17 protein-coding genes are annotated in these 22,911 nt (G+C 46.8%); 10 read left to right on the plus strand and 7 right to left on the minus strand.

From position 1 onward, the window contains the following. Positions 1-95: 95 nt before the first annotated feature. From porK to porN, 4 genes are all read left to right on the plus strand, one after another. Complete coding sequence (gene porK / locus ACH3Y6_RS14795) at positions 96-1,379, plus strand: T9SS ring complex lipoprotein PorK/GldK (RefSeq protein WP_490836401.1); 1,284 nt, start codon at positions 96-98, stop codon at positions 1,377-1,379. Positions 1,380-1,490: 111 nt separating this feature from the next. Further along, the gene (porL, locus tag ACH3Y6_RS14800) at positions 1,491-2,258 is read left to right on the plus strand and encodes a type IX secretion system motor protein PorL/GldL (RefSeq protein WP_490836402.1); all 768 of its coding nucleotides are present in this window, start codon (positions 1,491-1,493) and stop codon (positions 2,256-2,258) included. Between the two features lie 64 nt (positions 2,259-2,322). Beyond that, entirely contained in the window at positions 2,323-3,873 is a 1,551-nt protein-coding gene (gene porM, locus ACH3Y6_RS14805; protein ID WP_490836403.1) for a type IX secretion system motor protein PorM/GldM, read from the plus strand. An 8-nt stretch (positions 3,874-3,881) separates the two neighbouring features. After that, complete coding sequence (porN, locus tag ACH3Y6_RS14810; RefSeq protein WP_490836404.1) at positions 3,882-4,916, plus strand: type IX secretion system ring subunit PorN/GldN; 1,035 nt, start codon at positions 3,882-3,884, stop codon at positions 4,914-4,916. A 186-nt stretch (positions 4,917-5,102) separates the two neighbouring features. Here the strand turns inward: porN and uvrC are convergent, their stop codons facing one another. From uvrC to ACH3Y6_RS14830, 4 genes are all read right to left on the minus strand, one after another. After that, positions 5,103-6,911, minus strand: a complete 1,809-nt coding sequence (uvrC, locus tag ACH3Y6_RS14815; RefSeq protein WP_490836405.1) for an excinuclease ABC subunit UvrC — start codon at positions 6,909-6,911, stop codon at positions 5,103-5,105. A gap of 8 nt (positions 6,912-6,919) precedes the next feature. Next, entirely contained in the window at positions 6,920-7,504 is a 585-nt protein-coding gene (locus ACH3Y6_RS14820) for a hypothetical protein (RefSeq protein ID WP_490836406.1), read from the minus strand. 89 nt (positions 7,505-7,593) lie between these two features. Then, entirely contained in the window at positions 7,594-9,036 is a 1,443-nt protein-coding gene (locus tag ACH3Y6_RS14825) for a hypothetical protein (protein ID WP_490836407.1), read from the minus strand. An 18-nt stretch (positions 9,037-9,054) separates the two neighbouring features. Continuing rightward, positions 9,055-9,636 (minus strand): RNA polymerase sigma factor, encoded by a 582-nt coding sequence (locus ACH3Y6_RS14830; protein ID WP_490836408.1) that lies wholly within the window; start codon positions 9,634-9,636, stop codon positions 9,055-9,057. 187 nt (positions 9,637-9,823) lie between these two features. On the opposite strand from ACH3Y6_RS14830, the gene ACH3Y6_RS14835 reads away from it, so the two are divergent. Next, positions 9,824-11,497 (plus strand): DUF1800 domain-containing protein, encoded by a 1,674-nt coding sequence (locus tag ACH3Y6_RS14835; RefSeq protein ID WP_490836409.1) that lies wholly within the window; start codon positions 9,824-9,826, stop codon positions 11,495-11,497. A 10-nt stretch (positions 11,498-11,507) separates the two neighbouring features. Beyond that, positions 11,508-13,076, plus strand: coding sequence for a DUF1501 domain-containing protein (locus ACH3Y6_RS14840; protein ID WP_490836410.1), 1,569 nt, complete (start codon positions 11,508-11,510; stop codon positions 13,074-13,076). Between the two features lie 55 nt (positions 13,077-13,131). On the opposite strand, the gene ACH3Y6_RS14845 is transcribed toward ACH3Y6_RS14840, so the two are convergent. Continuing rightward, the gene (locus ACH3Y6_RS14845; protein WP_490836411.1) at positions 13,132-13,548 is read right to left on the minus strand and encodes a hypothetical protein; all 417 of its coding nucleotides are present in this window, start codon (positions 13,546-13,548) and stop codon (positions 13,132-13,134) included. A 48-nt stretch (positions 13,549-13,596) separates the two neighbouring features. Between ACH3Y6_RS14845 and ACH3Y6_RS14850 the strand changes: the two genes are divergently transcribed. Beyond that, positions 13,597-16,026: a TonB-dependent receptor gene (locus ACH3Y6_RS14850; RefSeq protein ID WP_490836412.1), complete on the plus strand. Its 2,430-nt coding sequence runs from the start codon at positions 13,597-13,599 to the stop codon at positions 16,024-16,026. 5 nt (positions 16,027-16,031) lie between these two features. Here the strand turns inward: ACH3Y6_RS14850 and ACH3Y6_RS14855 are convergent, their stop codons facing one another. Then, entirely contained in the window at positions 16,032-18,308 is a 2,277-nt protein-coding gene (locus ACH3Y6_RS14855) for a TonB-dependent receptor (RefSeq protein WP_490836413.1), read from the minus strand. 141 nt (positions 18,309-18,449) lie between these two features. Here ACH3Y6_RS14855 and ACH3Y6_RS14860 point away from each other — a divergent pair, with 141 nt between their 5' ends. Next, positions 18,450-18,893 (plus strand): DUF2721 domain-containing protein, encoded by a 444-nt coding sequence (locus ACH3Y6_RS14860; protein WP_490836414.1) that lies wholly within the window; start codon positions 18,450-18,452, stop codon positions 18,891-18,893. Positions 18,894-18,975: 82 nt separating this feature from the next. Here the strand turns inward: ACH3Y6_RS14860 and ACH3Y6_RS14865 are convergent, their stop codons facing one another. Then, complete coding sequence (locus ACH3Y6_RS14865; RefSeq protein WP_490836415.1) at positions 18,976-20,778, minus strand: ABC transporter ATP-binding protein; 1,803 nt, start codon at positions 20,776-20,778, stop codon at positions 18,976-18,978. A gap of 138 nt (positions 20,779-20,916) precedes the next feature. On the opposite strand from ACH3Y6_RS14865, the gene ACH3Y6_RS14870 reads away from it, so the two are divergent. Together ACH3Y6_RS14870 and ACH3Y6_RS14875 are read left to right on the plus strand one after the other, a co-directional pair. Then, positions 20,917-21,972 carry a glycosyltransferase family 4 protein gene (locus tag ACH3Y6_RS14870; RefSeq protein WP_490836416.1) on the plus strand — a complete coding sequence of 352 codons (1,056 nt, stop codon included), beginning with the start codon at positions 20,917-20,919 and terminating at the stop codon, positions 21,970-21,972. A gap of 14 nt (positions 21,973-21,986) precedes the next feature. Continuing rightward, entirely contained in the window at positions 21,987-22,880 is an 894-nt protein-coding gene (locus ACH3Y6_RS14875) for a glycosyltransferase family 2 protein (RefSeq protein ID WP_490836565.1), read from the plus strand. Positions 22,881-22,911 lie beyond the last annotated feature (31 nt).

Here is a 22,911-nt window from a genome sequence, read left to right on the forward strand (position 1 = left end):
CGAAGTAAATTTTATTGGTAACAAAATTGCAAAATCGGCACAACTGCCGATGGAAAACTTATATTTGTCACTGTCATAAAAATCCGTTTGATACGATGAAAGGGTATTTAAGTAAGATAGTATTGGTCGCATTCTGTCTGAGCCTCGGATCCTGTTTTCTGAAAAAGAATTCGAAGTCGAAAGGCCTGCCTGATGATGGTCAGTTGCATGGCGTGGCACCTACGGCCAATAAGAGCATGAATCCTCCCCTGAACATGGTCTATATCCCACCAGGAACCTTTCATATGGGGCCGAGTGATGAGGATATCAGTTTCAACTATACCACCCGTAACCGCCAGGTCTCTATTCCCGGTTTCTGGATGGACGCTACGGAGATCACCAACGATCAGTACCGTCAGTTTGTGAACTGGACCAGGGATTCCTTAGCGTTTAAGATCCTGTTCGGACAGGGCATCAACAAAACAGATGATACCATGGCGGTTGACTGGAAAAAAGTGGCCACCATCAAATGGGACAGGAACACCATTGAAAAGATGAATGAACTGAACCTGGCACCCGATAACCGCATTTACGGCAAACCGGAGATTGATCCTGACAAACTCGTTTACAGAATCGAATACTTTGACCTGGGTGCTGCAGCCAAAAGAGAGAATGCAGGTTTACCCAGAAGCAATTTTATCCGCAGGTCCGATCAGAAAGTTTACCCGGATACCCTGGTGTGGATGAGGGATTTCTCTTATTCCTACAATGAACCCATGACCAAGCGCTATTTCTCACATCCATCTTACGGAAAATATCCCGTGGTGGGCATCAACTGGAAACAGGCTGTTGCCTTCTGCCATTGGAGAACCCATCTCCAGAACTCTTTCCTGGAAAGGAAGAAATTTGCTGTTGACGGTGACTACCGCCTGCCCAGCGAAGCCGAGTGGGAATATGCCGCAAGGGGTGGTCTTACCAACTCCATGTTCCCCTGGGGTAACCCTTACCTGAGGAATAAAAAAGGCTGTTTGCTGGCCAATTTCAAACCCGGCCGCGGTAACTATGCGGAAGACGGTGGTTTTTATACCGTTCCGGCCAAAATGTACTGGCCTAACCAGTATGGCCTGTATAACATGTCGGGTAACGTGGCAGAGTGGACCGGTTCCTATTACTACGAAGGTGCCTACAATTTCATGCATGATATGAGTCCGGATATCCGTTATGAGGCTAAGGATTCCGATCGTCCCAGGGAGAAAAGAAAAGTGGTTCGCGGCGGAAGCTGGAAAGATGTTTCTTATTTCCTGCAGGTAAGTACCCGTAACTATGAGTATCAGGATACGGCCAAATCCTATATCGGATTCCGCTGTGTAATAGACCTGGCACCGAAAATGAAAAAATAACTTTTCCTAATAATCCATCCGTTTTCCAAATCCTAATGATAACCCCGCATTGAACAGGTCTGTTTACTCAGCGCTTCTTCAGTGTCATTCAAAAATCTAAAAAAAAGAACAATGGCAGCTGCGATTCCTCCTAAGATTTCCAAATGGTTTGACGTATTTGTATCTATCGCTGCGGCGGTGGTTATTTATGGCGCCCTGCAAAAATTATTGCACTCTCCAATTGCCGATTTCATGCTGAAACTTGGTTTGACAGTGGAAGCTGTCATTTTCCTCGGATACGGCGTATTGTACCTGATATACCCGGCTATAGACGATCATGAAGTACATCTTCCCGGCGGTGCCAAAGCTGCTAAACAGAATACTGCACTGGACAGCCTGGATAAGATGCTGGAAGATGCCAATATCAATGCAGATACCCTGGGTAAACTGAGTGCCGGTTTCCAGAAGTTGAATACCACGGTCAGCCAGTTGGCCGATGTTTCTGAGATAGCTAAGTCTGCAGGTGATTTTTCTGCCAAGACCAAAGAAGCCACCGTTGCCATTGCCGGTATCAAGGATGCCGCATTACATGCCACGCAGTCGCTGGCTGGTTTCCATGGTGCATCAGACAGCTCAAAACAGTTTCATGAGCAGATGATGGCGATGAATAAAAATCTTGCTTCCCTGAATACGATTTATGAATTGGAGCTGCAGGAAGGAAATAACCACCTGAAAGCGCTGAACCAGTTCTATGGTAAATTAACACAGGCTTCTACTGCCATGGCCAGCAGTGCGGATGATGCGCTGAAAGCCAAAGAGCAGATAGCGGCACTGGCCAATAACCTGGGTAAACTGAATCAGCTGTATGGTAATATGCTTACTGCTATGCAGGGAAGATAATTTACCGAAAAACCTATGAAGAAATCCAATTAGTAAAACCGATGTTTTAAAAATATAAGCGAGAATGTCACTACCCAAGGAGCCGCGGCAAAAAATGATCAACATCATGTACCTGGTGCTTACCGCACTGCTGGCACTGAATGTATCTGCCGAAATATTGAACGCCTTCAAAACAGTTGACCAAAGCCTTACCAATGCCAGCATGATTGCTGAGCAGAAGAACAGCGACATATTTAAATCCTTTCAGCGTAAGATAGAAGATCCCAAAACCAAAGAGAAAGCAGAAATATGGTTGCCCAAGGCAATGAAAGCAAAAGAACTTTCCGATGCAATGTATAACTATGTTGAATCGCTGAAGGCTGAACTGAAAAAAGAATCTGACGGGAGAATCGTAGATGGGAAAGAGCAATACAAAGAAGATGACCTGGAATCCTCTACCCGTTTGTTCATCTCCAATCCGCCCGAAGGAAAAGGGAAAGGAAAGGAACTGTATGAAAAACTGAAACAATTCAAAGAGCAGTTATTGGGTATCGATCCTTCGATCAAAACCGATATCGGTGCCAACCTGCCGCTGGATCTGTCGATTCCCAAAAGTAATAACAAGGCCAGCCAGGACGACTGGGCCTATGGTTATTTTCATATGACGCCGGCTGTGGCCAGTATCACCATCCTGAGCAAGTTCCAGAACGATATCCGGAACAGTGAGGCACAGGTGGTGGAATACTGCCATAAAGAGATCGGTGAAGTGGAGATTGTATACGACGAATTCCAGGCTTTTGCCGGAACCAATGCAACTTACCTGATGCCCGGTGAAGAACTGGTGATCACGGCAGGTGTGGGCGCCTTCAGTAAAGCTGCCAAACCTTCGATCTCCATTGATGGCGCCAATGTGCCTTTGAAACCCGATGGTTCGGCCGAATACAAAACAACCGTAGGCGGTTCAGGAGCCAATACCAAACGCGTACGTATCTCTTTCTTAAAACCTGACGGAACCACCGCCACTGTAGAAAAAGAAGTGAAATATACCGTGGGTGTTCCTTCCGGACTGGTGGTATCTACCGATAAAACACGTGTGTTTTACCAGGGACTGGATAACCAGTTAAGTATTACCGGCGGTGGTGGCGATGAAAAAGTGAATGTGAATGTAGAAGGTGCTGGTGTAAGTACCCGCAAGGCAGGTGCCGGTCAGTATATCATCAATTGTGCTAACCTCGGCAGTGCTGTGGTAACTGCTTCCGATGGTAAGAATACGCAGCGCATCACCATTCCGATCAAAAGGGTACCTAATCCACTGGCAACTGTAGGTGGTAAAGCGGGTGGTCCTATTGCAGCCAATGCATTCCGCGTACAGAAAGGGGTTGCTGCCGAATTAAGGGATTTTGTATTCGAAGGTGTGAAATATGATGTGGTTTCTTTCACCATATATTGCACCGGTAAAGGATTCGAAGAAAATATCGGTCTGGCTGAAGTAAGCGGTCCGTATTTCAATGCGGAAGCGCAGGCATTGCTCAGGCGTTGCCAGCCCGGAACCACCATTGTGATCGATGAGATCAAAGTGTCCGGTCCCGGCGGTACCCGTATGCTTGACCAGAATATTTCATTTACTCTTCAATAAATGTGTGTATGAAAAAGATGTTTGTTAAAGCTGTTTGTCTGGTGTTACTCGTGGCTGCCTCAGCACAGGTTGAGGGTCAGACACGTTATGGACGTCCCGCTAACGCCACCAGAACAGCCGTAAGAGACACTGTGCCCAGAACAGCAGGTCAACCTAGCCAGCAACCTGCTGGTGTTACGCCGGCGGTTACCAATCCCGCAACTGCTGTTACGGTAAAGTATGATACCACCAACCCGGGTGGTTTTGATGCCAAACCGGAAATGCCTTTGCGTAACAATTCTGCGGTAGACAGGAGTGCGATCCGTGACCGTAAACCGCTGGAATACGAACACCTGCGCGATGATGACAATGTTTGGAGTGAATTCCTGTGGAGAGAGATCGATGCCCGTGAAAAATTCAACCAGTCGTTCATGTATCCCGGTAAAGATGATAATGGTGATGACCGCCGCTTCTTTTCGATCCTGTTAAATGCCATCAAAAATGATAGCGTAACGGCTTTTTCTGCGGATAATGACCGTTTCTCTACCCCATTGACGACCGACCAGGTATTGAATCAGACAGCAGGTGCGTATGATACCGTGGATGTTCCGGATCCGGTTTCGGGTACTGTAGAGCGGTATATCACCAAGAAACCAAAGTTCAGCCCGGATTCTGTTTATACTTTCAGAATCAAGGAGCAGATGATCTTTGATAAAGAAGCCAGCCGTATGTTCACCCGCATCATCGGTATTGCGCCAATAGCCAAACAGGTAATCGGCGGAAAATCACAACCCCGTATTCTTTTCTGGATTTATTACCCCGATTTGCGCAAAACATTGGCCAAAGTAGACGTATACAATCCCAAGAACAATTCCAGTCGAATGACCTGGGAGGAACTTTTTGAGAGCCGCTTCTTTAACAGTTACCTGATCAAGACCAGTGCTAATAATCCTGGTGACCGCTACCTGAATGCTATTATTAAAGATCCTTTGTTCCGTTTACTGGAAGGAGAGAATATCAAGAACAGGATCTTCAACTACGAACAGGATCTCTGGCAATATTAATAAAATATTTAAAGTGATATCTTGAAGAGGCCCCGAGGGGCCTCTTTTTAGTGATTATACTACAGCTTGAAAATTAAATGCCACATTGTTTGTTAATTTCATTACAATCCCTATCTTCGCTCTGGTTTTTCATAGGATATTGGATTTTAAAACGGGGCTGGATTTTTATCCTGGCCCCTTTTTATTTCAGGCTCCTTTTGCAAAGTGCTCCCTCAGTATCCTGGCTTTTGCTTTTCCGATCAGTTTTGCCAATTCTTCTTCACTGCTCTCTTTGATCCGTTTTACGGATTTGAACGTGGTCAGCAATTGCTGAATGGTCTGTTCTCCAATACCACTGATGCCCTCCAGCTCATTTTTAAAAGTGCCTTTCGACCGTTTATTGCGGTGAAATGTGATGCCATACCTGTGTACTTCATCACGGATCCTTCTTACGAGTTTTAAGCTGTCACTGTCCCAAGGCAGTTTGAAGGATTCGCTATCGCCAGGGAAAAACAATTCCTCTTCATTCTTGGCCAAACCCACAACAGCAACCTTACCGGCCAGTCCGAGTTCGCGGATGCTGATCATGGCTGCTCCCAGTTGTCCTTTGCCGCCATCGATAATGATGAGTTTGGGCAGTGGCTGTTCTTCCGCCAATACCCTTTTGTATCGACGATGGATCACTTCGGTCATGGTGGCAAAATCGTTGATGCCGGATACGGTCTTTACATTGAAGTGGCGATAATCGTTCTTACTGGGCATACCATTTTTAAAGCAGACCATGGCCGATACGGGGTAACTGCCCTGGAAATTGGAGTTATCAAAACATTCAATATGGTCGGGCACTTCGGGAAGGTGCAGGTATTGTTGTAATTCATACAATACTTTTTTCTTCTCCATATCAGTTTTGCCTTCCAGGTGCAGGATTCTTTTTTTCTTCAGTTCTTCACGGAAATAGGTCACATTCTTCAGGGAAAGATCCAGTAATTTCTTTTTATCGCCTCCTTTTGGTATGGTGAAAATGAGCTGGTCATCCGGGTACTCAACAGGAAAAGGAACAATCACTTCCTTAGCCAGGCTGTTGAAAGAAGTCCTGAGACGGGCGATGGCAAAACCCAGTACTTCCTCTTCCGTTTCTTCCAGTTTGGATTCCAGTGGTACCGTATGTGTCTGAACAATGGTACCGTTCTGTACCATCAGGTAGTTCACATATGCCAGGTTATCTTCTTTGATGATAGAGAATACATCCAGGTTGGAAAGATGACTGCTGACGATGACAGAACGCGCCTGGTAATTCTCAAGGTGTTCTATTTTCTTGCGGGTGGTTTCCGCTTTTTCAAATTCCAGGGCAGCCGCCTGTTCCTGCATGACGGATTTGAAATGACTGATCACAGAACCCAGGTTTCCTTTCAGGATATTGCGTACCTGTTGTAAACCTTCCAGATAATCTGCTGTTGTCTGTAAACCTTCGCAAGGGCCTTTGCAATTACCCAGGTGGTACTCCAGGCATACTTTGAACTTACCTTTCCGGATATTGTTATCGGTCAGGTTCAGTTTACAGGTACGTAAGGGCACATACTGTTTGATGAAACCGATCAGGTCGCGCACTTTACCCGCCGATGTAAAGGGGCCCAGGTATTCAGAACCATCATTGATCTTTGTGCGGGTAAGAAAAATGCGTGGGAAAGGCTCTTTTTTGATAACGATATAGGGATAGGTCTTATCGTCTTTCAGGTTGATATTATACCTGGGCTGGTATTCTTTGATGAGTGAGTTCTCCAGCAGGAATGCATCCTGTTCTGAATCTACGATCGTGAACTCGATCCGGTGTATCCGCTGAACCAGTTCATGCGTCTTATAGGAAGTGAAGGTCTTGGAAAAATAAGAACTGATTCTTTTCCTGAGTTCTTTGGCTTTGCCTACATATAACAGGGTGCCCCCGGTATCATAATATTTATAGATACCCGGTAAAAGCGGAATGGTATGTGCGATCTGCTGAAATGCTGCGGCGGTCATAAAACATCCTAAGGCTTATCGTTCCAGTTGATATAATTCAGTTCGGTGGCGGAATAGCCATTACCGGTTGTGACGGTCCGGTTGATCTGGAAGCTTTTATTGGCCTTCCAGTTACATTGTTCTGCAATGGTTGTGTCCCCTTTGGTATGCAGGCAACGGATGAATACCCGTTTTACCAGGTTGGTTGATTCCTCCAGCAGGATATCTATGTTCTGCACTTCCGCATTGTCATCGGCAGGTGTATAATTCAGGGTAACACTGCCGGTACTCAGGTCCTGGAAAACAGATTCTTTATACAATATCTTCACTTTCGGATCAGTCAGCGAATGGGCAAGAAACACCTGTGATAGCCCGATAAACTGTTCTTTGCTAAGTGGTAATGAATCTCTTTTACCATCTTTCTCCCTGATCTGGTAGATGGGAAAGTTCCGGAGATCAACGTATTGTATCTGGTCTGTAAAGAACTGGTGCAAAGGATAGAATTTGGCAGTATCCGAAGCCTGTACCTCGTTTTTGCCGGAAGCAGTTTTTTTGGGTTGACAGCCTGTTATTAATATCAAAAGGAGGCAGGATAACGCCAGTGCAGGTTTCATGCGGTAAAATTATCCAAACCCGCGCAATAATCAGCCAAAGCCATCTTTATTCCCTGTTAAATAGAAGTATCGGCCTGTGTGGAACAGATTTATTTGATCTGTCTGGTAAATCCGAGACGAACCCCATAATCCATCAGGTATTCTTTGATGGGGTATTGGTTAGAATAAGTGGGCAGGTGCTGGTACCTGATCTGCGGTCCCAGTTGCCAGGAAGAAGAACCGGTAGTGTAGGTGAGGTTAAAACCAACACTTGTATTGATATTCCATTTGCGGATGAAACTGCCACCTCCTGTATAATGTTTGTAATCGGTTGAAAGCAGGTAGGTATTGTTGTTCAGCGTCATGGTGGGTTGTACAGAAGCTTCTGTATTGAAGCCAAAACGTTTACCCCTGATCAGGTCCCACTGTATGCCCAACGGTATAGACAATTGGTATACCTTATTGTCCAGCTGTGTTTTTCGGTAGCCGGTATTGTTGTTCCAGGGCGAATAGAAATTGATGGTTTCAATACCGCTATAATTGATCAGCGATAAAGAAGTGAGGTCATTGGTGAGCGATTGGAAAGTTTCAATATAGTACTGCCTGATATTCAGTTGTACCCCTGTTTTGAATTTGAGGCGTGGGCTCATGTTATACAATACGGCAAAACCCAGCTCAAAGCCCATAGCAGGTTTGTGCCTTACCACATTGTTCACGTCTGCCGCCAGGTTGGGACTCAACGGCACATTCTGTGAAGCGGAGGCCGAAGCAGCCGCCACTGCCGGTTGTATGATTTCTTTTACTTTCTGATCTGACAGCTTGCGATAACTGGTAGAAGGTGTAATGTAAAACTGTATCCCGAATTTCGAATTTCTGCGACTGGCATTTGTAGTGGCGATATAATTGAAGTCTTTCAGGAACTCATCGGCACTGCTGTGGGCATCGGTCTGTTTAGGCTGGGTAACAGGTTTCGCGGTCTCTGGATTTTCAATGCTTTGCTCTTCCGTAACCGTCATGACCGGCCGTATTACACTGCTTTCCAGGATAGCCGGATCTATGGTGGCGATAGTACCGGGAGCTGGATGAGTTGTTTTAGCAATAAAAGTACTACGTTGTATACCCGTTTTTACCGGTACGGCAGCCAGATCCGCTGCTCTGTTGCGGGTAACCAGTATTTCCTGTTCGGGAATGGCGGGTGTGTTCAGGTCAGCAAAAGTTTCGGCAGTGATCTGTTCCGGAGCGATCTGCTGGAAATAATCTTTAACCGGTTTGCTGTTATGAACAGGGTGATTTTTCGCTGACTGGCTGTTGAATGCCCCGGCTGACCTATGCTGTAGTGGCAATTGTCTGCCTGGGTGATTATTCAGTAAAGTGGAAATCGTTAAAGCTGTAATGATAAAAAGCGACATGAAGGTTAATGCCGGCCATGCCCTATACCCATGAAGTTCTGTACGTATGTTCTTCCAGATATGGTCGGAAGGATACATACGGTGCTGTTTTACCTCATCCTGTAAAAACTGCTCAAACTCGTCGTGGTACATTTTGTTATCCATGTGCAATCGCAATCAACACTACTTGTTTTTCAAAGCTGCCAGCCAGTTAAACTCTTCTCTTGGCTTTTCAATGATCTTTTTACGGATCAGGATCATTTCCAACATAGCTTTTGACCTGGTATACTGGCTACGGCTGGTGCTTTCTTCAATATCAAGCATTTCGCCGATCTCTTTGTGGCTATAACCTTCCAGTGCATACAGGTTCAATACGGTACGATAACCGATCGGTAACAACCGGATGCATTCCACGATCTGCCTTGCCTGCATGATGGAAGGGATGGTCTCCTCTTTCACCTGTAATGAATTGGCATAAGCCAGGTCAACGCTCTCGTTGAACTTCTTGTGCTTTTTCAGGAAATTGATACAGGTATGTACGATGATCCGCCTGATCCAGCCTTCAAAAGCACCTTTGTTCTGAAAGGTATGTATCTGGGTAAAAACTTTGATGAACCCCTCCTGTAACATGTCTTCGGCGTCCTCACGGCTCTGCCCGAACCGGTAACAAACGCTCAGCATCTTGGGGCTATAGCGGTTGTACAATTCGCGCTGCGCTGCAGGGTCGTTGTGTAAACAGCCTGTAATGATGGCTTGTTCCGTCATGTAGGGGATAATGTTTACCCTAAATATAGGACATTATTCCGTTTCAAATGCTGCATATGCCCAACAAAACAGGGCCTGCTTTAGGCATTTTTTAATGCTCCTGAATGAAATAAATAGGCTTTTTTTGAGCACCGGGCTGCAATTTCGGGCCTGCCTGCATCCTAACAACACCTGTTAACTGCGTTTTATGGACAGAAGATCCTTTTTAACATCCACTATTCCCTCTTCTGGTCCGGGCAGGGTAGAAGTCATGCCTGCGCCACCACCCAATGGTGGGTTAGCGGCTTATGCCGGTGCCTGGACAGAGAATGAGGTCATCCATCTGTTAAAAAGAACTTTGTTTGGCGCTACACGTGCCGATATCGCGTATTTCAGCAAGCTGGATTTGCAGCAGGCGGTTGATGAGCTGCTGAACCCTGTGGCACCACTGCCGGATCCTCCTGTAAAAGAATACAATACACCTGCCAACGCACAGAAACCCGACGGTCATATTGCACAAGGCAGCACCTGGGTGCTTGATCCCAGTACGGATGGTACCGTGAACAGCCTGCGCAACAGCTCCTTCAAAAAATGGTGGATGGGGGTCATGATCAACCAGGACAGAAGTATCCGTGAAAAAATGACCCTTTTCTGGCACAACCATTTTGCTACCGAAACAGCAACGATTGGTAATGCCCAGTATGTGTATAAACACCACTTATTATTGAGAACCTATGCGCTGGGTAATTTTAAGGCTTTGACAAGGGCGGTCACCATCGATCCCGCCATGCTGGTTTACCTGAATGGGGAACGGAATACCAAAACGGCTCCTGATGAGAACTACGGCCGTGAACTGCAGGAACTGTTCTGTTGCGGCAAAGGACCTGGTTCCCAATATACGGAAGAAGACGTGAGAGCAGCAGCACAGGTGTTGACCGGCTGGCGCAATGATGCCGCGAGTATTTCCTCTTCCTTCGACCTGAAGCGGCATCATACCGGTGACAAGACTTTCTCTGCATTTTACGGGAATACGGTCATCAAGGGAAAGAATACGGCTACCGCCGGTGATGAAGAGCTGGATGCTTTACTGGATATGATCTTTGCAACGGAAGAAGTAGCCAGATACCTCTGTCGAAAATTATACCGTTGGTTCGTGTACTATGATATAGACAGTACTGTAGAAGCCAATATCATTACTCCCTTGGCCGATGTCTTACGAACCCATCATTACGAAATAAAACCGGTGCTGAATGTATTGCTGAAAAGTGAACATTTTTTTGATGTGCTGGCCAAAGGTTGCCAGATCAAAAGTCCGGTAGACCTGGTAGTAGGCACCTGCCGAGAACTGGAACTGAAGTTCCAGCCTGCCAGTGAGTATATCACCAATTCCGGATTTTACAGTTATCTCGTAAACTGGGCCAACAATATGCAGCAGAGTATTGGCGATCCGCCGGATGTAAGCGGTTGGAAAGCATATTACCAGGAACCGCAGTTCTATGAAGTCTGGATCACCAGTGATACCCTGCCCAAACGGAACCAGTTCACTGATACGATGGTACAGAGCGGGTATACATTCAATGGGAAAAAATTATGGATCGATGCGGCTGAGTTTGCCAAAACACTTTCACGTCCGGGTGATCCGAATCAACTCATAGACGATATTCTGAAGATCCTGTTCCGGATCGATCTTTCTACCGCATCCAAATTGCAGTTGAAGACAGATATTCTGTTGGGCGGGCAGTCGTCGGACCATTACTGGACGGATGCCTGGAACGTATTCATCAGCAATCCCGGTAATACATCGAATACCACCACGATCAAAAACCGCTTACGAGACCTGTTAAAATATTTCATGAACCTGGCCGAATACCAATTGGCTTAAACCAGAAAGGATGAAAAGAAGAGACTTCCTTCGCAAATCCATACCCGCCGGTGTTTTGCTGCCTTCCCTGGTGAGTGGGTTCTCGTTCAGGGCTTTCAGTGCCGATTCGGATATCATGCAATCATTGATGCTGCCGGTGACGGAAACGGATCATGTGTTTGTGATTATCCAGCTGAATGGAGGGAATGATGGTTTGAATATGGTGGTGCCGATCGAGAACTTCAGTAATTATGCCAATGCCAGGCAGAACATCTACATACCGGAGAATAACCTGCTGGCGTTGAATGGCAAAGCGGGCCTGCATCCCGCTATGACAGGTTTAAAAGCCATGTATGATAAAGGGCATCTGAAAGTGGTACAGTCAGTCGGTTATCCGCAACCCAGTTTCTCTCATTTCCGGGCAACGGATATCTGGATGAGTGGCAGCGACAGCAATGAGCTCGTGAATACGGGTTGGGCGGGACGTTACCTGAATTATGAGTACCCGAATTTTCCCAACGGATATCCCAATGCCACCATGACCGATCCGCTGGCCATACAGATAGGGTCTGCCACTTCGCTTACCCTGCAGGGACCGGCAGTGAGTATGGGTATGAGCATCAGCAATACGAGTAATTTCTATAACCTCGTCAATGGTGTACAGGATCCTGCACCCAATACACCTGCGGGTAAGGAGCTTACTTTTATCCGGCAGATAGCACAGCAGACACAACAATATGCTACGGTTATCAAAGCAGCTGCTAGCAATACCGTGCAACAGGTAAGTTATCCCACCAAAAACTCACTGGGTGATCAGCTGAAGATCGTGGCAAGACTGATCAAGGGGGGCTTGAAGACAAGGATCTACATGGTGAACTATGGCGGTTTTGATACCCATTCGGCGCAGGTAGACAGCGTAGATACTACCAAGGGTTACCATGCCAATCTGTTGATGAATGTGAGCGATGCCATCAAAGCATTCCAGGATGACCTGAAGTTCCTGGGTGTGGATGACCGGGTAGTGGGCATGACTTTTTCTGAATTCGGCCGCCGTATCAAAAGCAATGGCAGTGATGGTACCGATCATGGTTCGGCTGCTCCCTTGTTCGTGTTCGGTAAAAATGTACTGGGCGGTGTGTTGGGCGATACGCCATCCATACCCGCCAACGCTACGGTAAGTGCGAACCTTCCGTTCCAGTACGATTTCAGGAGTGTGTATGCTACCATACTGGCCAACTGGTTATGTGTGAATGATGACGATCTGCAGCAGATCATGCTCAGGAGTTACCAGGTATTGCCATTGGTGAATGCAGGCGCCTGCAAAAAAGCAGTGAACCTTTCAGGCGATATGCTGATCAGCAATTATCCCAACCCTTTTGTTTCTTCTACTATCATTACATTCACCACGGCGGGCGGACATACCCTGATCCAGATCATTGATACCACGGGCAGGGTAGTGGCCAACCTGGTGGATAAGGAATATGCCGCAGGCACTTATACTGTCACCTTTAACGGGGAGATATTGCCCACCGGCGTGTATTATGCCAGGCTCCAGAACCTGGCCACCCAGCAGGTACGAGCCATGCTCAAAGTGCGGTAGACTTGTAAAAAAATCTCAAAATTGCCAGGAGAATTAGGTGGTGAACCAAAAGCCCCTACATTTGCAACAACGTAACAAAATTAATCCTGGCAAAAGCGATCACCATACGGCAGATATTGGCAGCCATTTTCCTGGTGCTGTTTGCGTATGGTATTACGCCAAAGATCACTTTGCACAACCTGGTTGCCACGCATAAAGATGGCAGAACCAGATGTGCACTGCCGGATCCTTTTTCTACCCAGCTCAGCAAAGCTTCTTTTAATTGCCAGTGTGATAACCTGATCATCGAGTCGCCCTTTGTGGCAGAGGTCACGCCATTGGTAGTGACGCCTCCCGTTCCGGTGTATCCTGTTTTCGCTGATGCGTTTGCTGCGGATGTTTTTTCGTCGGTTGTATTGGGCCATTCCTTACGCGGTCCCCCCGCCTGTTGATCGTTACCTGCATGGGCAGGTAAGTTCCTGCACTTTTTCATGAAACCTATTCCGATGTACGATCATCATGTATCCTCATTTACTATTGTATGAAATCATTAGCGCCGATAAAAATTGTTTCCGTTTTTCTCTTGTCTATCTTATCTGTTTCTTTACAGGCAAAGGCCAAACCTCTGGCAGATGTTGCCAATAGTATACTCAGCGGTAAGGTCACCGATGCCAAAACAGGCAAACCGCTTGTGGGAGCGGTCATTTACCTGCATGAAGCCAAAACCGGAACGCTGACCGCCAGCGACGGATCTTATAAAACACCCGCTGTTCCTGATGGGAAATATCTGGTGGAAGTTTCTTTTATCGGTTACACCTCACAGCTGGAAGTGGTCGATATCAGCGGTAACCCGACCCGGGATTTTGCTTTGAAAATAACTTATATCGAGAACGAAGCGGTTACCGTTACGGGTGTGGCTTCTGCCACCAAAGTGCGTCAATCGGCACAACCGGTATCGATCGTTAAAAAAAGTGAATTGTTGCAGACCAGTGCTACCAACGTGATAGATGCATTAAGTAAGGTCGTTCCCGGCATGTCAGGTCTGTCATCGGGACCGGCAGTGACCAAACCCGTTATCAGAGGATTGGGTTATAACCGGGTGGTGACCGTTCACGATGGTGTAAGGCAGGAGGGACAGCAGTGGGGTGATGAACATGGCATTGAGATCGATGAATACAGCATCCAGAAAGTGGAAGTGCTGAAAGGCCCGGCATCCCTGTTCTATGGAAGTGATGCCATGGCCGGTGTGGTGCACCTGATCACCAACGCGCCGGTAGAGCAGGGTACCATCAAAGGAAATATCCTGGCCACACATACCGATAACAATGGGTTATGGGGCGCAAGCGCCAACCTGGCCGGTCACCTGAAGAATGGTTTTAACTGGAACGTGTATGGTACTTCCAAATCGGCGGCGGATTACAGTAATGCGTATGATGGAAAAGTATTCAACAGCCGTTTCTCAGAAAAGAATTTTGGCGGTTATGTGGGTATCAACAAAGCCTGGGGGTACAGCCACCTGGTGGTCACCAGCTTTAACCAGAAACTGGGCATGGTAGAAGGGGCAAGGGATACGGTTACCGGTAAATTCCTGATCTATCCGGAAACCGTGCATGCCCGTATGGCCAATAATGATGAACTGAACAGCCGCGACCTGTTTACGCCTTACCAGCGAATCAACCATTTTAAAGTGGCACTGGATAACAGTTTTGCGGTGGGTAAAGACAGGCTCGCCGTTAATATCGGCTACCAGCGAAACAAACGCTATGAGTTCGGTGATCCCGACGCCTATCAAACACCGGGACTCTTTTTTGATCTGCAGACCATTAATTACAGCCTGCAGTATAATTTCTCTGAAAAGAATGGCTGGAAGACCTCCGTGGGTGCAACCGGTATGTACCAGCAGAATCGTAATCGCGCGGAAGAAGTGCTGATACCTGAATACAACCAGTTTGATCTGGGTGCATTCGTCTACACCAAAAAAACCTTTCACAATAACCTTACCCTCAGTGGTGGCTTACGTGGGGATATGCGGAAAGTCAACGGGAAAAGCTACTTGGAAAACGGCACACTCAGGTTTGCGGCATTCGATCAGTCTTTCGGTAATATCAGCGGAAGTGTTGGAGTGGGATATAATGTGAACGATGCTGTTACGCTTCGGTTCAACTTTGCACGCGGTTACCGGGCACCCAGTGTCAGTGAGTTGGCCAGCAACGGTGCACACGAAGGGACCAATCGTTACGAGTACGGTGACAAGAACCTGAAAACAGAAACGTCGCTGCAGGCAGATGCGGGCATAGAAGTGAATACGCAGCATTTCAATTTTACGCTGAATGGTTTCTATAACCATATCCAGAATTATATCTTCTACAGCAAACTGGAAGCAGCAGGTGGTGGTGACTCACTGGTTACAGTGAATGGGGAAGACCTCACGGCTTTTACCTTCAAACAGGCGGCCGCTACCCTGGTAGGTTTTGAGGTCAAGTTCGATCTGCACCCACACCCGCTCGACTGGTTACATTTTGAGAATAGCTTCTCCATGGTGGCAGGTCATTTCAGCGAAAAACTGGAAGGCACCAATCGTTTGCCTTTTATTCCTGCGCCCCGTTTGCAAAGTGAATTAAGGGCCGACCTTGCTAAGAATGGTAAGTCGATCCGGAACTTTTACTGCAAACTGGAAATGGACCAGGTAAGTACACAGAACCGCATATTCTCTGCCTACAACACAGAGACCGTTACTAAAGGGTACACTCTGTTCAATGTGGGTACAGGAACTGAATTTGTACGCAAAGGCAAGACCTTGTTCTCTGTTAACCTTTCGCTGAACAATATATTCGATGTTGCGTACCAGAACCACCTTAGCCGGTTAAAATATACCGACGTGAATGTGCTCACAGGTCGCATGGGTGTGTTCAATATGGGAAGGAACCTCAGTATCAAGATAAACGTACCGCTGGAATTTAAAGCAGGATAAGGGTTCTACCAACTGAAGAGCAGCTTCACTGCGATATTCCTGCCCATATTATACATACCGGAACGGCCATTGGGTGATGACTGGAAATATTCAAAATACTTCAACCGGTTCTGGTGCGACTGGTAAGCCTTGTTGAACAGGTTATTGGCATTGATCAATAATTGCCATTGGTCTTTTCCCTTCCTGTTCTGCCAGCTGATACCCGCACCCAGGTTGACCAGTGTATAAGCCGGTGTGGCTGTTTCGGTATTGTCTACTGCATAAAAACGGTTCTGACGGGCATGTGTCTCTATTTCGGTTTGCAGGTAAATATCTGTTAACCGGGTATTGAGATCCGGCAGCTGAAAGCGCATGCGTGTCACGGTCCGGAATGGGGGGATCAGCGGCAGGTATTTTGCATCATCACCAAAAAGTTTCCTGGTTTCCGGGTCATTGTTGATGCCGGTAATGGTTGACAGGTTGTGTTGCAACCGGAACCAGCCCATTTTTTTCGGGTGCAGGTTGATATTGGCTTCCGCTCCGTATAACACCGCATTTCCCTGTTTGTATTGATAGGTGAAATTACCCGGAACCAGCTCCAGGGGCTGTCCATTGGCATCAAACAGTTTCTGGAAAAAGATATAGTTGCTGATGCGGTTATGAAAGAATTCCAGGTTGGCATCCCAGTCGGTATGGGTCAGGAACAAACCGATATCCGCCTGCCAGTTGTATTCCGGTTTGAAATCACGATTGCCGATATAATAGATATGCGCGCCTGGGTCTAGACCGTCTGAACCGATCTCGGGTATGGAGGGACTCCGGTAGCCCCTGGCAATATTGGTTTTCAGTGTCAGCGAAGGAGAGAAATTGTGTACGATACCCACGCTGCCGGATATCCCGCTGAAATGATGCCGGTAAGCCGCGAAATTCCGGGTGGCACCTGCTGTATCCGGAAAGGATACCTGTTCCATGAAACCACTGTTGTTGTTTTTCCTTATATAAAAATCCTGCCATTGAATGCTGCGGTTATCATAGCGGATACCTCCAGTGACCAGGGTCTTATGAAAATCTTTCGTCAGGATCAGGAAACTGCCGATGTCGAATAAGTGATAATCGGGTATCGGAAAATCAGTGGCTTGCCTGTTGCGGTTGCTTTGGTACATGCCGTTTGCCCCGATATGAATATCCGGTCCTGCCCATTTGGGAAAACGATATCGCGCCTCGTAGTTCAAAGTATTCAAAGCCACAAATAAGCCCGCCTGCTGCAAAGCAGTGGGATGATTGTATTCTCTCCGGATATTCTGCTGAAATCCGGTTAATATGTTCAGCTCTCCTTTTCCCAGGGAGTAACTACCCTTGTGATATACACGGTAATGCTGGATATGCTGGTGCAGCGACGCTAAACGGTAGGTGGATAATTCTGTCGGGTGAACAATCGGTCTTTGTTTGATATCATCCTGATCGGCTTCTGCCACCTGTTGGGTAAAAGCCCGGCTTGCTGAATCGCGACTGCCATCTGGGATTTCCTGCAGATTATCGTAAAGGTTGAATTGAAGATGGTTTTTGGCTTTGCTGTTCTCCCATCCCAGCAACAGGGAGAGATTTTTTTCGCGGTAGCCCGTATTGTACACACGATGGTCTATCGGGTTTTGGTAATCCATAGCTGTTTTCATCGAACCCCGGACACTCCAGGAAAACTGCTTTTTTTTGTAGTATAGTCCGGTGGTAACACCGATCATGCCATTGTTGCTGTGGTATTCTGTTGCAGCATCACCCCTGATGACACCATCTGTGTTCATAGGCACACCGGGTATCAGGTTCACTACACCGGCAATGGCATCGGAGCCATAGAGTAAGGAGGCGGGACCTTTTACAATTTCTGCGCGACTGATACCATAGGGATCAATCTCTATTCCATGTTCATCTCCCCATTGCTGGCCTTCCTGCCGAAGTCCGTCATATAGTGTGAGTACACGGTTATAACCCAACCCACGGATGAATGGTTTGCTGATATTGGGGCCGGTTGTGATGGCCGTAATACCCGGAACCGATTTCAGCAATGCATCGATAACATTGGTGCTGGTACTCCTGTTCATTTCTTTTTGTGATACGATAGCGACAGAGATCGGAGTTTTGCGTATGCGCGTGGCCCCTGTTACGGCAGTGACCACTACCTGGTCCAGCGATAATGTGTCACGGTTATTCCAGGTTCTGGATGTCAGACCGGATACCTGCCCCTTCGACTCATTTGTACAGAAACTAAGCGCTGCAAATGCCAGCCTTATCCATCCATGGGTTTTCATAACAAACATTAAATTTAGACAAATCTAAAAATATGTTTTGATTGATATAAAATAATTTTTAAACTAATTGTAATACAGTGGCTTAGAGAAGGTCGGGAAAACGAATCCCGGCTGGTATTGAATATTTTGTATTTTGGCGGCATGGATATTTCTATCAATACGCCCGCCCTGTTATTTCCGGCCATCAGCCTGATCATGCTGGCTTATACCAACCGGTTCCTGGCTTTGTCAAACCGGGTAAGAAGTCTGCATGAGAAATACCAGAACCATGAGCAGAGCCATATTATCCATGGTCAGATCAGGAACCTGCGTTACCGGTTGAAACTGATCAAGAATATGCAGGCACTTGGCGTGATCACTTTTTTAAGTTGCATTTTCTGCATGTACTTCATTTACATCGAAGCAATGTCGTTTGCACATATCACTTTTGCCTTCAGCCTGATCAGCTTTTCAACTTCGCTGGCTTTGTCGTTACTGGAGATACAGCTCAGTACAAGAGCCCTGGAGCTGGAACTGAGTGATATGGAAGGCCTGGAAGATCCTTCGGTGATCGAATATTTGAAGAAGAAATTTGATAAGGAGTAGGGTTAAAATAGTTAAAGTGGGTTAAAATGTATGTAAAGCATGATCCTAACCCCTTTTAACTATTTTAACCCTTTTAACTATTCTAAGCCATCGCCATTATTTTTCTTTCTCCGATCTGCTGTCTCCACATCGCATAATACAATCCTTTCTCAGCAAGCAATTCCTGGTGTGTGCCTGTTTCTACGATCTGGCCTTTTTCCAGCACATAGATCCTGTCGGCATGCATGATGGTGCTCAGCCTGTGAGCGATCATTACAGTAATCTGTTCTTTCTCCTGCGAAATGGTTCGGATGGTGTTGGTAATCTCTTCTTCGGTGATACTGTCCAAAGCAGAGGTGGCTTCGTCAAAGATCAGCAGGTGTGGGTGTCGCAGCAGGGCCCGGGCGATGGATAAACGCTGTTTCTCACCGCCACTGAGTTTCAGTCCACCTTCGCCGATCATGGTATCTAGTCCGTTCTCTGCCCTGGCCAACAGGTTATCACAACTGGCTTTGTGCAGTGCTTCCAGTACATCTGCTTCAGTGGCTTCGGGGTAAACAAACGTGAGGTTCTCGCGGATCGTTCCGGCAAATAACTGCGTATCCTGTGTTACAAAACCAATCTGGTTACGCAGTTCATCGAAGAGGATATTCTTGCTGTCGATGCCGTTGTATAAAATGCTTCCTTCCTGTGTGTGATACAGTCCTACCAGCAATTTCATCAAAGTGCTCTTACCCGCGCCGCTTGGACCTACAAAGGCGATACTCTCTCCAAGACTTACATCAAAACTGATATCGTCCAGCGCCTTGTATTGTGCGGTCTGGTGTTTGAAAGAGATATTTTTGAAACTGAGGTGCCGGATATCGCCGAGGTGCTCAGGATATACGGGTCTTGGTTCGGATGGCTTCTGCATCAGGTTATGGAAATTGTTGAGCGATGCTTCTGCTTCCCGATAAGAAAGGATGATGTTTCCGATCTCCTGCAAGGGCCCGAAAATAAAGAAAGAATAAAAAGTGAGCGTCATCACTTCACCCGCCGTTAGCTCTCCGCGGAAGACCAGCCACAATAAGGTGAACATAATCACCTGCCGCAGGAAATTCACAAAAGTTCCCTGTATGAAACTCAGGGTACGGATACTTTTTACCTTGCGCAATTCGAGTCCTAATATTTTATAGGTGTTTTTGTTCAGCCGGCTGATCTCCTGGTCAGTCAGGCCCAGGCTTTTTACCAGTTCTATGTTCCGCAGGCTTTCCGTGGTACTGCCGGCCAGCATCGTGGTTTCTTTCACAATCGTTTTCTGGATCAGTTTGATCTTTTTGCTGAGAAAACTGGTCAGCAATGATAAGAAGATGATGCCCACCACATAAATCGGCATGATGGACCAGTGCAGGCGGAAAGAATAGATGGAAATGAAGACAATACCTACAATGATGCTGAACAGTACGTTGATGAAGGAAATGATGAATTTCTCCGTATCCGTTCTCACTTTGGTCAGGATCGATAAGGTCTCACCGCTGCGCTGGTCCTCGAATTCCTGGTAAGGTAACTGCATGGAATGTTTGAGCCCATCCGTGAAGATCTTTGCGCCGAATTTCTGAACGATCACATTGCTGAAATAATCCTGGAAAGCTTTGGCGATCCTGGATACCATGGCCACACTGATCAGTATACCCAGAAAACCCATGACACCCAGCAGGAATTCTGATTCGCTACGGGTACCGGTCACGATGAACTGTTTTTTCGCATCAAAATAACCGGTTTGAAATGGATGGGTCGCATACCGGTCGATCAGTTTCCCGAAAAAATAGGGATCCAACATCGAAAAGGACTGGTTGATGGCCGCCAGCAGCAGTGCCAGGCCGATCAGCCATTTATAGGGACGCAGGTAGTGCAAGAGTATCTTCATGTGGTTGGTTGTTTGGAAAGTGAATAGCTGTCAATTTCCGTACATTTTTCCGAAAACTGACAAAGTTTCCATTATACACCGGATAAGCGTACGATTTCCGTGACCGGAAGCTTATTTTTGCCAGCAAACTGACGTTTTATGAAGCAGGTCCTGGTAGATATGCATCGTTTGAAGTATAACCCGTTCAATGGTTTGTACAGTACATGCATCAACCTGGGCAAGGCGTTGTCGCGTATCCCGCTGACGGATATGGAGCTGGTATATTATGTTCCCAAAAAAGACTTCGGCATTTTTGGCGCTGATGCCCGTTATACCGAACATCGTTCCATCGATAAATATTACCGCTTCGGCACCCGCAAATATGATCTCTGGCATGTGACCACCCAGCTCTCCTGGTACCGGCCCTTTAATAGTAAGACCAAAGTATTGTACACTTTGTACGATTTCAGTTACCTGATCGAAGATGCGGGTAATGTGAAACGCAACAAACGGCTACTGCAGCAGACACAGGAAAGAATCAACAGGGCCGATTATATCACCGGCATTTCGCAGTTTGCCATTGATGAGGCACGCAAACACCTGAACCTGGGTAACAAACCTGCCAAAGCCATTCACCTGGGCTGCACTGTATCTACCTTTCCGGGTTTTGATTCACCCAAATACAGACCATCCAAACCCTTCCTGTTTACCATTGGCCTGGTACAGCCCCGTAAGAATTTTCATGCGCTGCCTCCATTGCTCGTGGGTAATGATTACGAACTGGTCATCGCAGGGCTCAATGAATTCGACTATGGTAAGGAAGTGGTGGAAGCTGCCAAAAAATTTGGTGTGGAAGACAGGGTGAAACTGATCGGCCCCGCAACAGAAGAAGAAAAATACTGGTACTATAAAAATTGTGAAGCCTTCCTGTTTCCTTCTTATGCAGAAGGTTTTGGACTGCCGATCATTGAAGCTATGTACCATGGCAAACCCGTATTCAGTTCTGATAAAACCAGTTTGCCGGAAGTTGGGGGCGATGCAGCCTATTATTTCCGCCAGTTCGATCCCGAACACATGCGCAGCGTATTTGCGGAAGGAATGCAGCATTATGCTACTTATCAGCCCATCGACAAGATCAAACAACAGGCGGCACGCTTCAGCTGGGACCGCTGCGCGGAAGAATATATTGACGTGTATAAACAGATGCTGTTATAGAACCCCTTATCTCCATTGTACTCTGCACCTATAACGGTGAACGTTTTTTACAGGCGCAGCTAGATTCTTTGCTGCAACAGACCTGGCCCCATCTGGAGATCATTGTATCCGACGACTGTTCTACAGATAGGACAAGGGAGATCCTGGCGGCATATGAAACAGACCCGCGTTTTCGCATCACTTACCAGCCGCAGAACCTGGGAGCTGTGTCTAATTTTGATTTTGCTGCGAGGCAGGCAACTGGCGCTTATATCGCTTTTTGCGACCAGGACGATATCTGGTTGCCGGAGAAGATCGAAAAATTATACAGGGCCATCGGCGATCATTGGCTGATATACAGCGACAGTATCCTTGTGAATGAAGATGGTCTGAGTTTACAGAAAAATCTTTCACAGTTACGCAATATGTATAGCGGGGCTGATACACGGGGTTTCGTTTTCAGCAATGTGGTCTGGGGGCATGCCATGCTGGTGATCCGTGACCTGATGCCGCATGTATTGCCCATTCCGGCTGGAGTACCCCATGATATCTGGTTCGCTATGCGGGCCACTATTTATACGGGTATTCGTTATCTGGATGAACCCTTGACTTTATATCGACAGCATGCAAAAACGGTGACGACCACCCTTGCGCAGAAAGCGGTTACCCGTAAACATGAGCAACGATACCGTGATTTTGAAGACAAACTGAACTGGATCGGATTGATCAGGGATTCTGAAAATGGTAACCGGAAATTATTTTATGCCAGGTTATACGAATTGTATTCACTGAAAGCCAAGGGCAGGTTTGTCTGGAAGTTGTTTGCCTTTTTGCTGCAGTACCAGGAAGAATTATTTTCTTTCACCCGTAAATCTTCCCTCAGCCGCCTGATCGAGATCAGGAAATTGAGCAGGGGTGAGCGCAAATAACAATTCTTAAAACGACAGGCTGAAGGTTTGC

It is taken from the genome of Sediminibacterium sp. FW305-C-269, from assembly GCF_058231045.1.

Excerpts from the sequence above, each read along its gene's own strand:
- porN (WP_490836404.1), top strand. The coding sequence starts at position 3,882 with ATGAAAAAGATGTTTGTTAAAGCTGTTTGTCTGGTGTTACTCGTGGCT.
- uvrC (WP_490836405.1), bottom strand. The coding sequence starts at position 6,911 with ATGACCGCCGCAGCATTTCAGCAGATCGCACATACCATTCCGCTTTTA.
- ACH3Y6_RS14850 (WP_490836412.1), top strand. The coding sequence starts at position 13,597 with ATGAAATCATTAGCGCCGATAAAAATTGTTTCCGTTTTTCTCTTGTCT.
- porM (WP_490836403.1), top strand. The coding sequence starts at position 2,323 with ATGTCACTACCCAAGGAGCCGCGGCAAAAAATGATCAACATCATGTAC.
- ACH3Y6_RS14825 (WP_490836407.1), bottom strand. The coding sequence starts at position 9,036 with ATGGATAACAAAATGTACCACGACGAGTTTGAGCAGTTTTTACAGGAT.
- ACH3Y6_RS14845 (WP_490836411.1), bottom strand. The coding sequence starts at position 13,548 with ATGAAAAAGTGCAGGAACTTACCTGCCCATGCAGGTAACGATCAACAG.
- ACH3Y6_RS14840 (WP_490836410.1), top strand. The coding sequence starts at position 11,508 with ATGAAAAGAAGAGACTTCCTTCGCAAATCCATACCCGCCGGTGTTTTG.
- ACH3Y6_RS14820 (WP_490836406.1), bottom strand. The coding sequence starts at position 7,504 with ATGAAACCTGCACTGGCGTTATCCTGCCTCCTTTTGATATTAATAACA.
- ACH3Y6_RS14860 (WP_490836414.1), top strand. The coding sequence starts at position 18,450 with ATGGATATTTCTATCAATACGCCCGCCCTGTTATTTCCGGCCATCAGC.
- ACH3Y6_RS14855 (WP_490836413.1), bottom strand. The coding sequence starts at position 18,308 with ATGAAAACCCATGGATGGATAAGGCTGGCATTTGCAGCGCTTAGTTTC.
- porL (WP_490836402.1), top strand. The coding sequence starts at position 1,491 with ATGGCAGCTGCGATTCCTCCTAAGATTTCCAAATGGTTTGACGTATTT.
- ACH3Y6_RS14835 (WP_490836409.1), top strand. The coding sequence starts at position 9,824 with ATGGACAGAAGATCCTTTTTAACATCCACTATTCCCTCTTCTGGTCCG.
- ACH3Y6_RS14870 (WP_490836416.1), top strand. The coding sequence starts at position 20,917 with ATGAAGCAGGTCCTGGTAGATATGCATCGTTTGAAGTATAACCCGTTC.
- porK (WP_490836401.1), top strand. The coding sequence starts at position 96 with ATGAAAGGGTATTTAAGTAAGATAGTATTGGTCGCATTCTGTCTGAGC.
- ACH3Y6_RS14830 (WP_490836408.1), bottom strand. The coding sequence starts at position 9,636 with ATGACGGAACAAGCCATCATTACAGGCTGTTTACACAACGACCCTGCA.
- ACH3Y6_RS14865 (WP_490836415.1), bottom strand. The coding sequence starts at position 20,778 with ATGAAGATACTCTTGCACTACCTGCGTCCCTATAAATGGCTGATCGGC.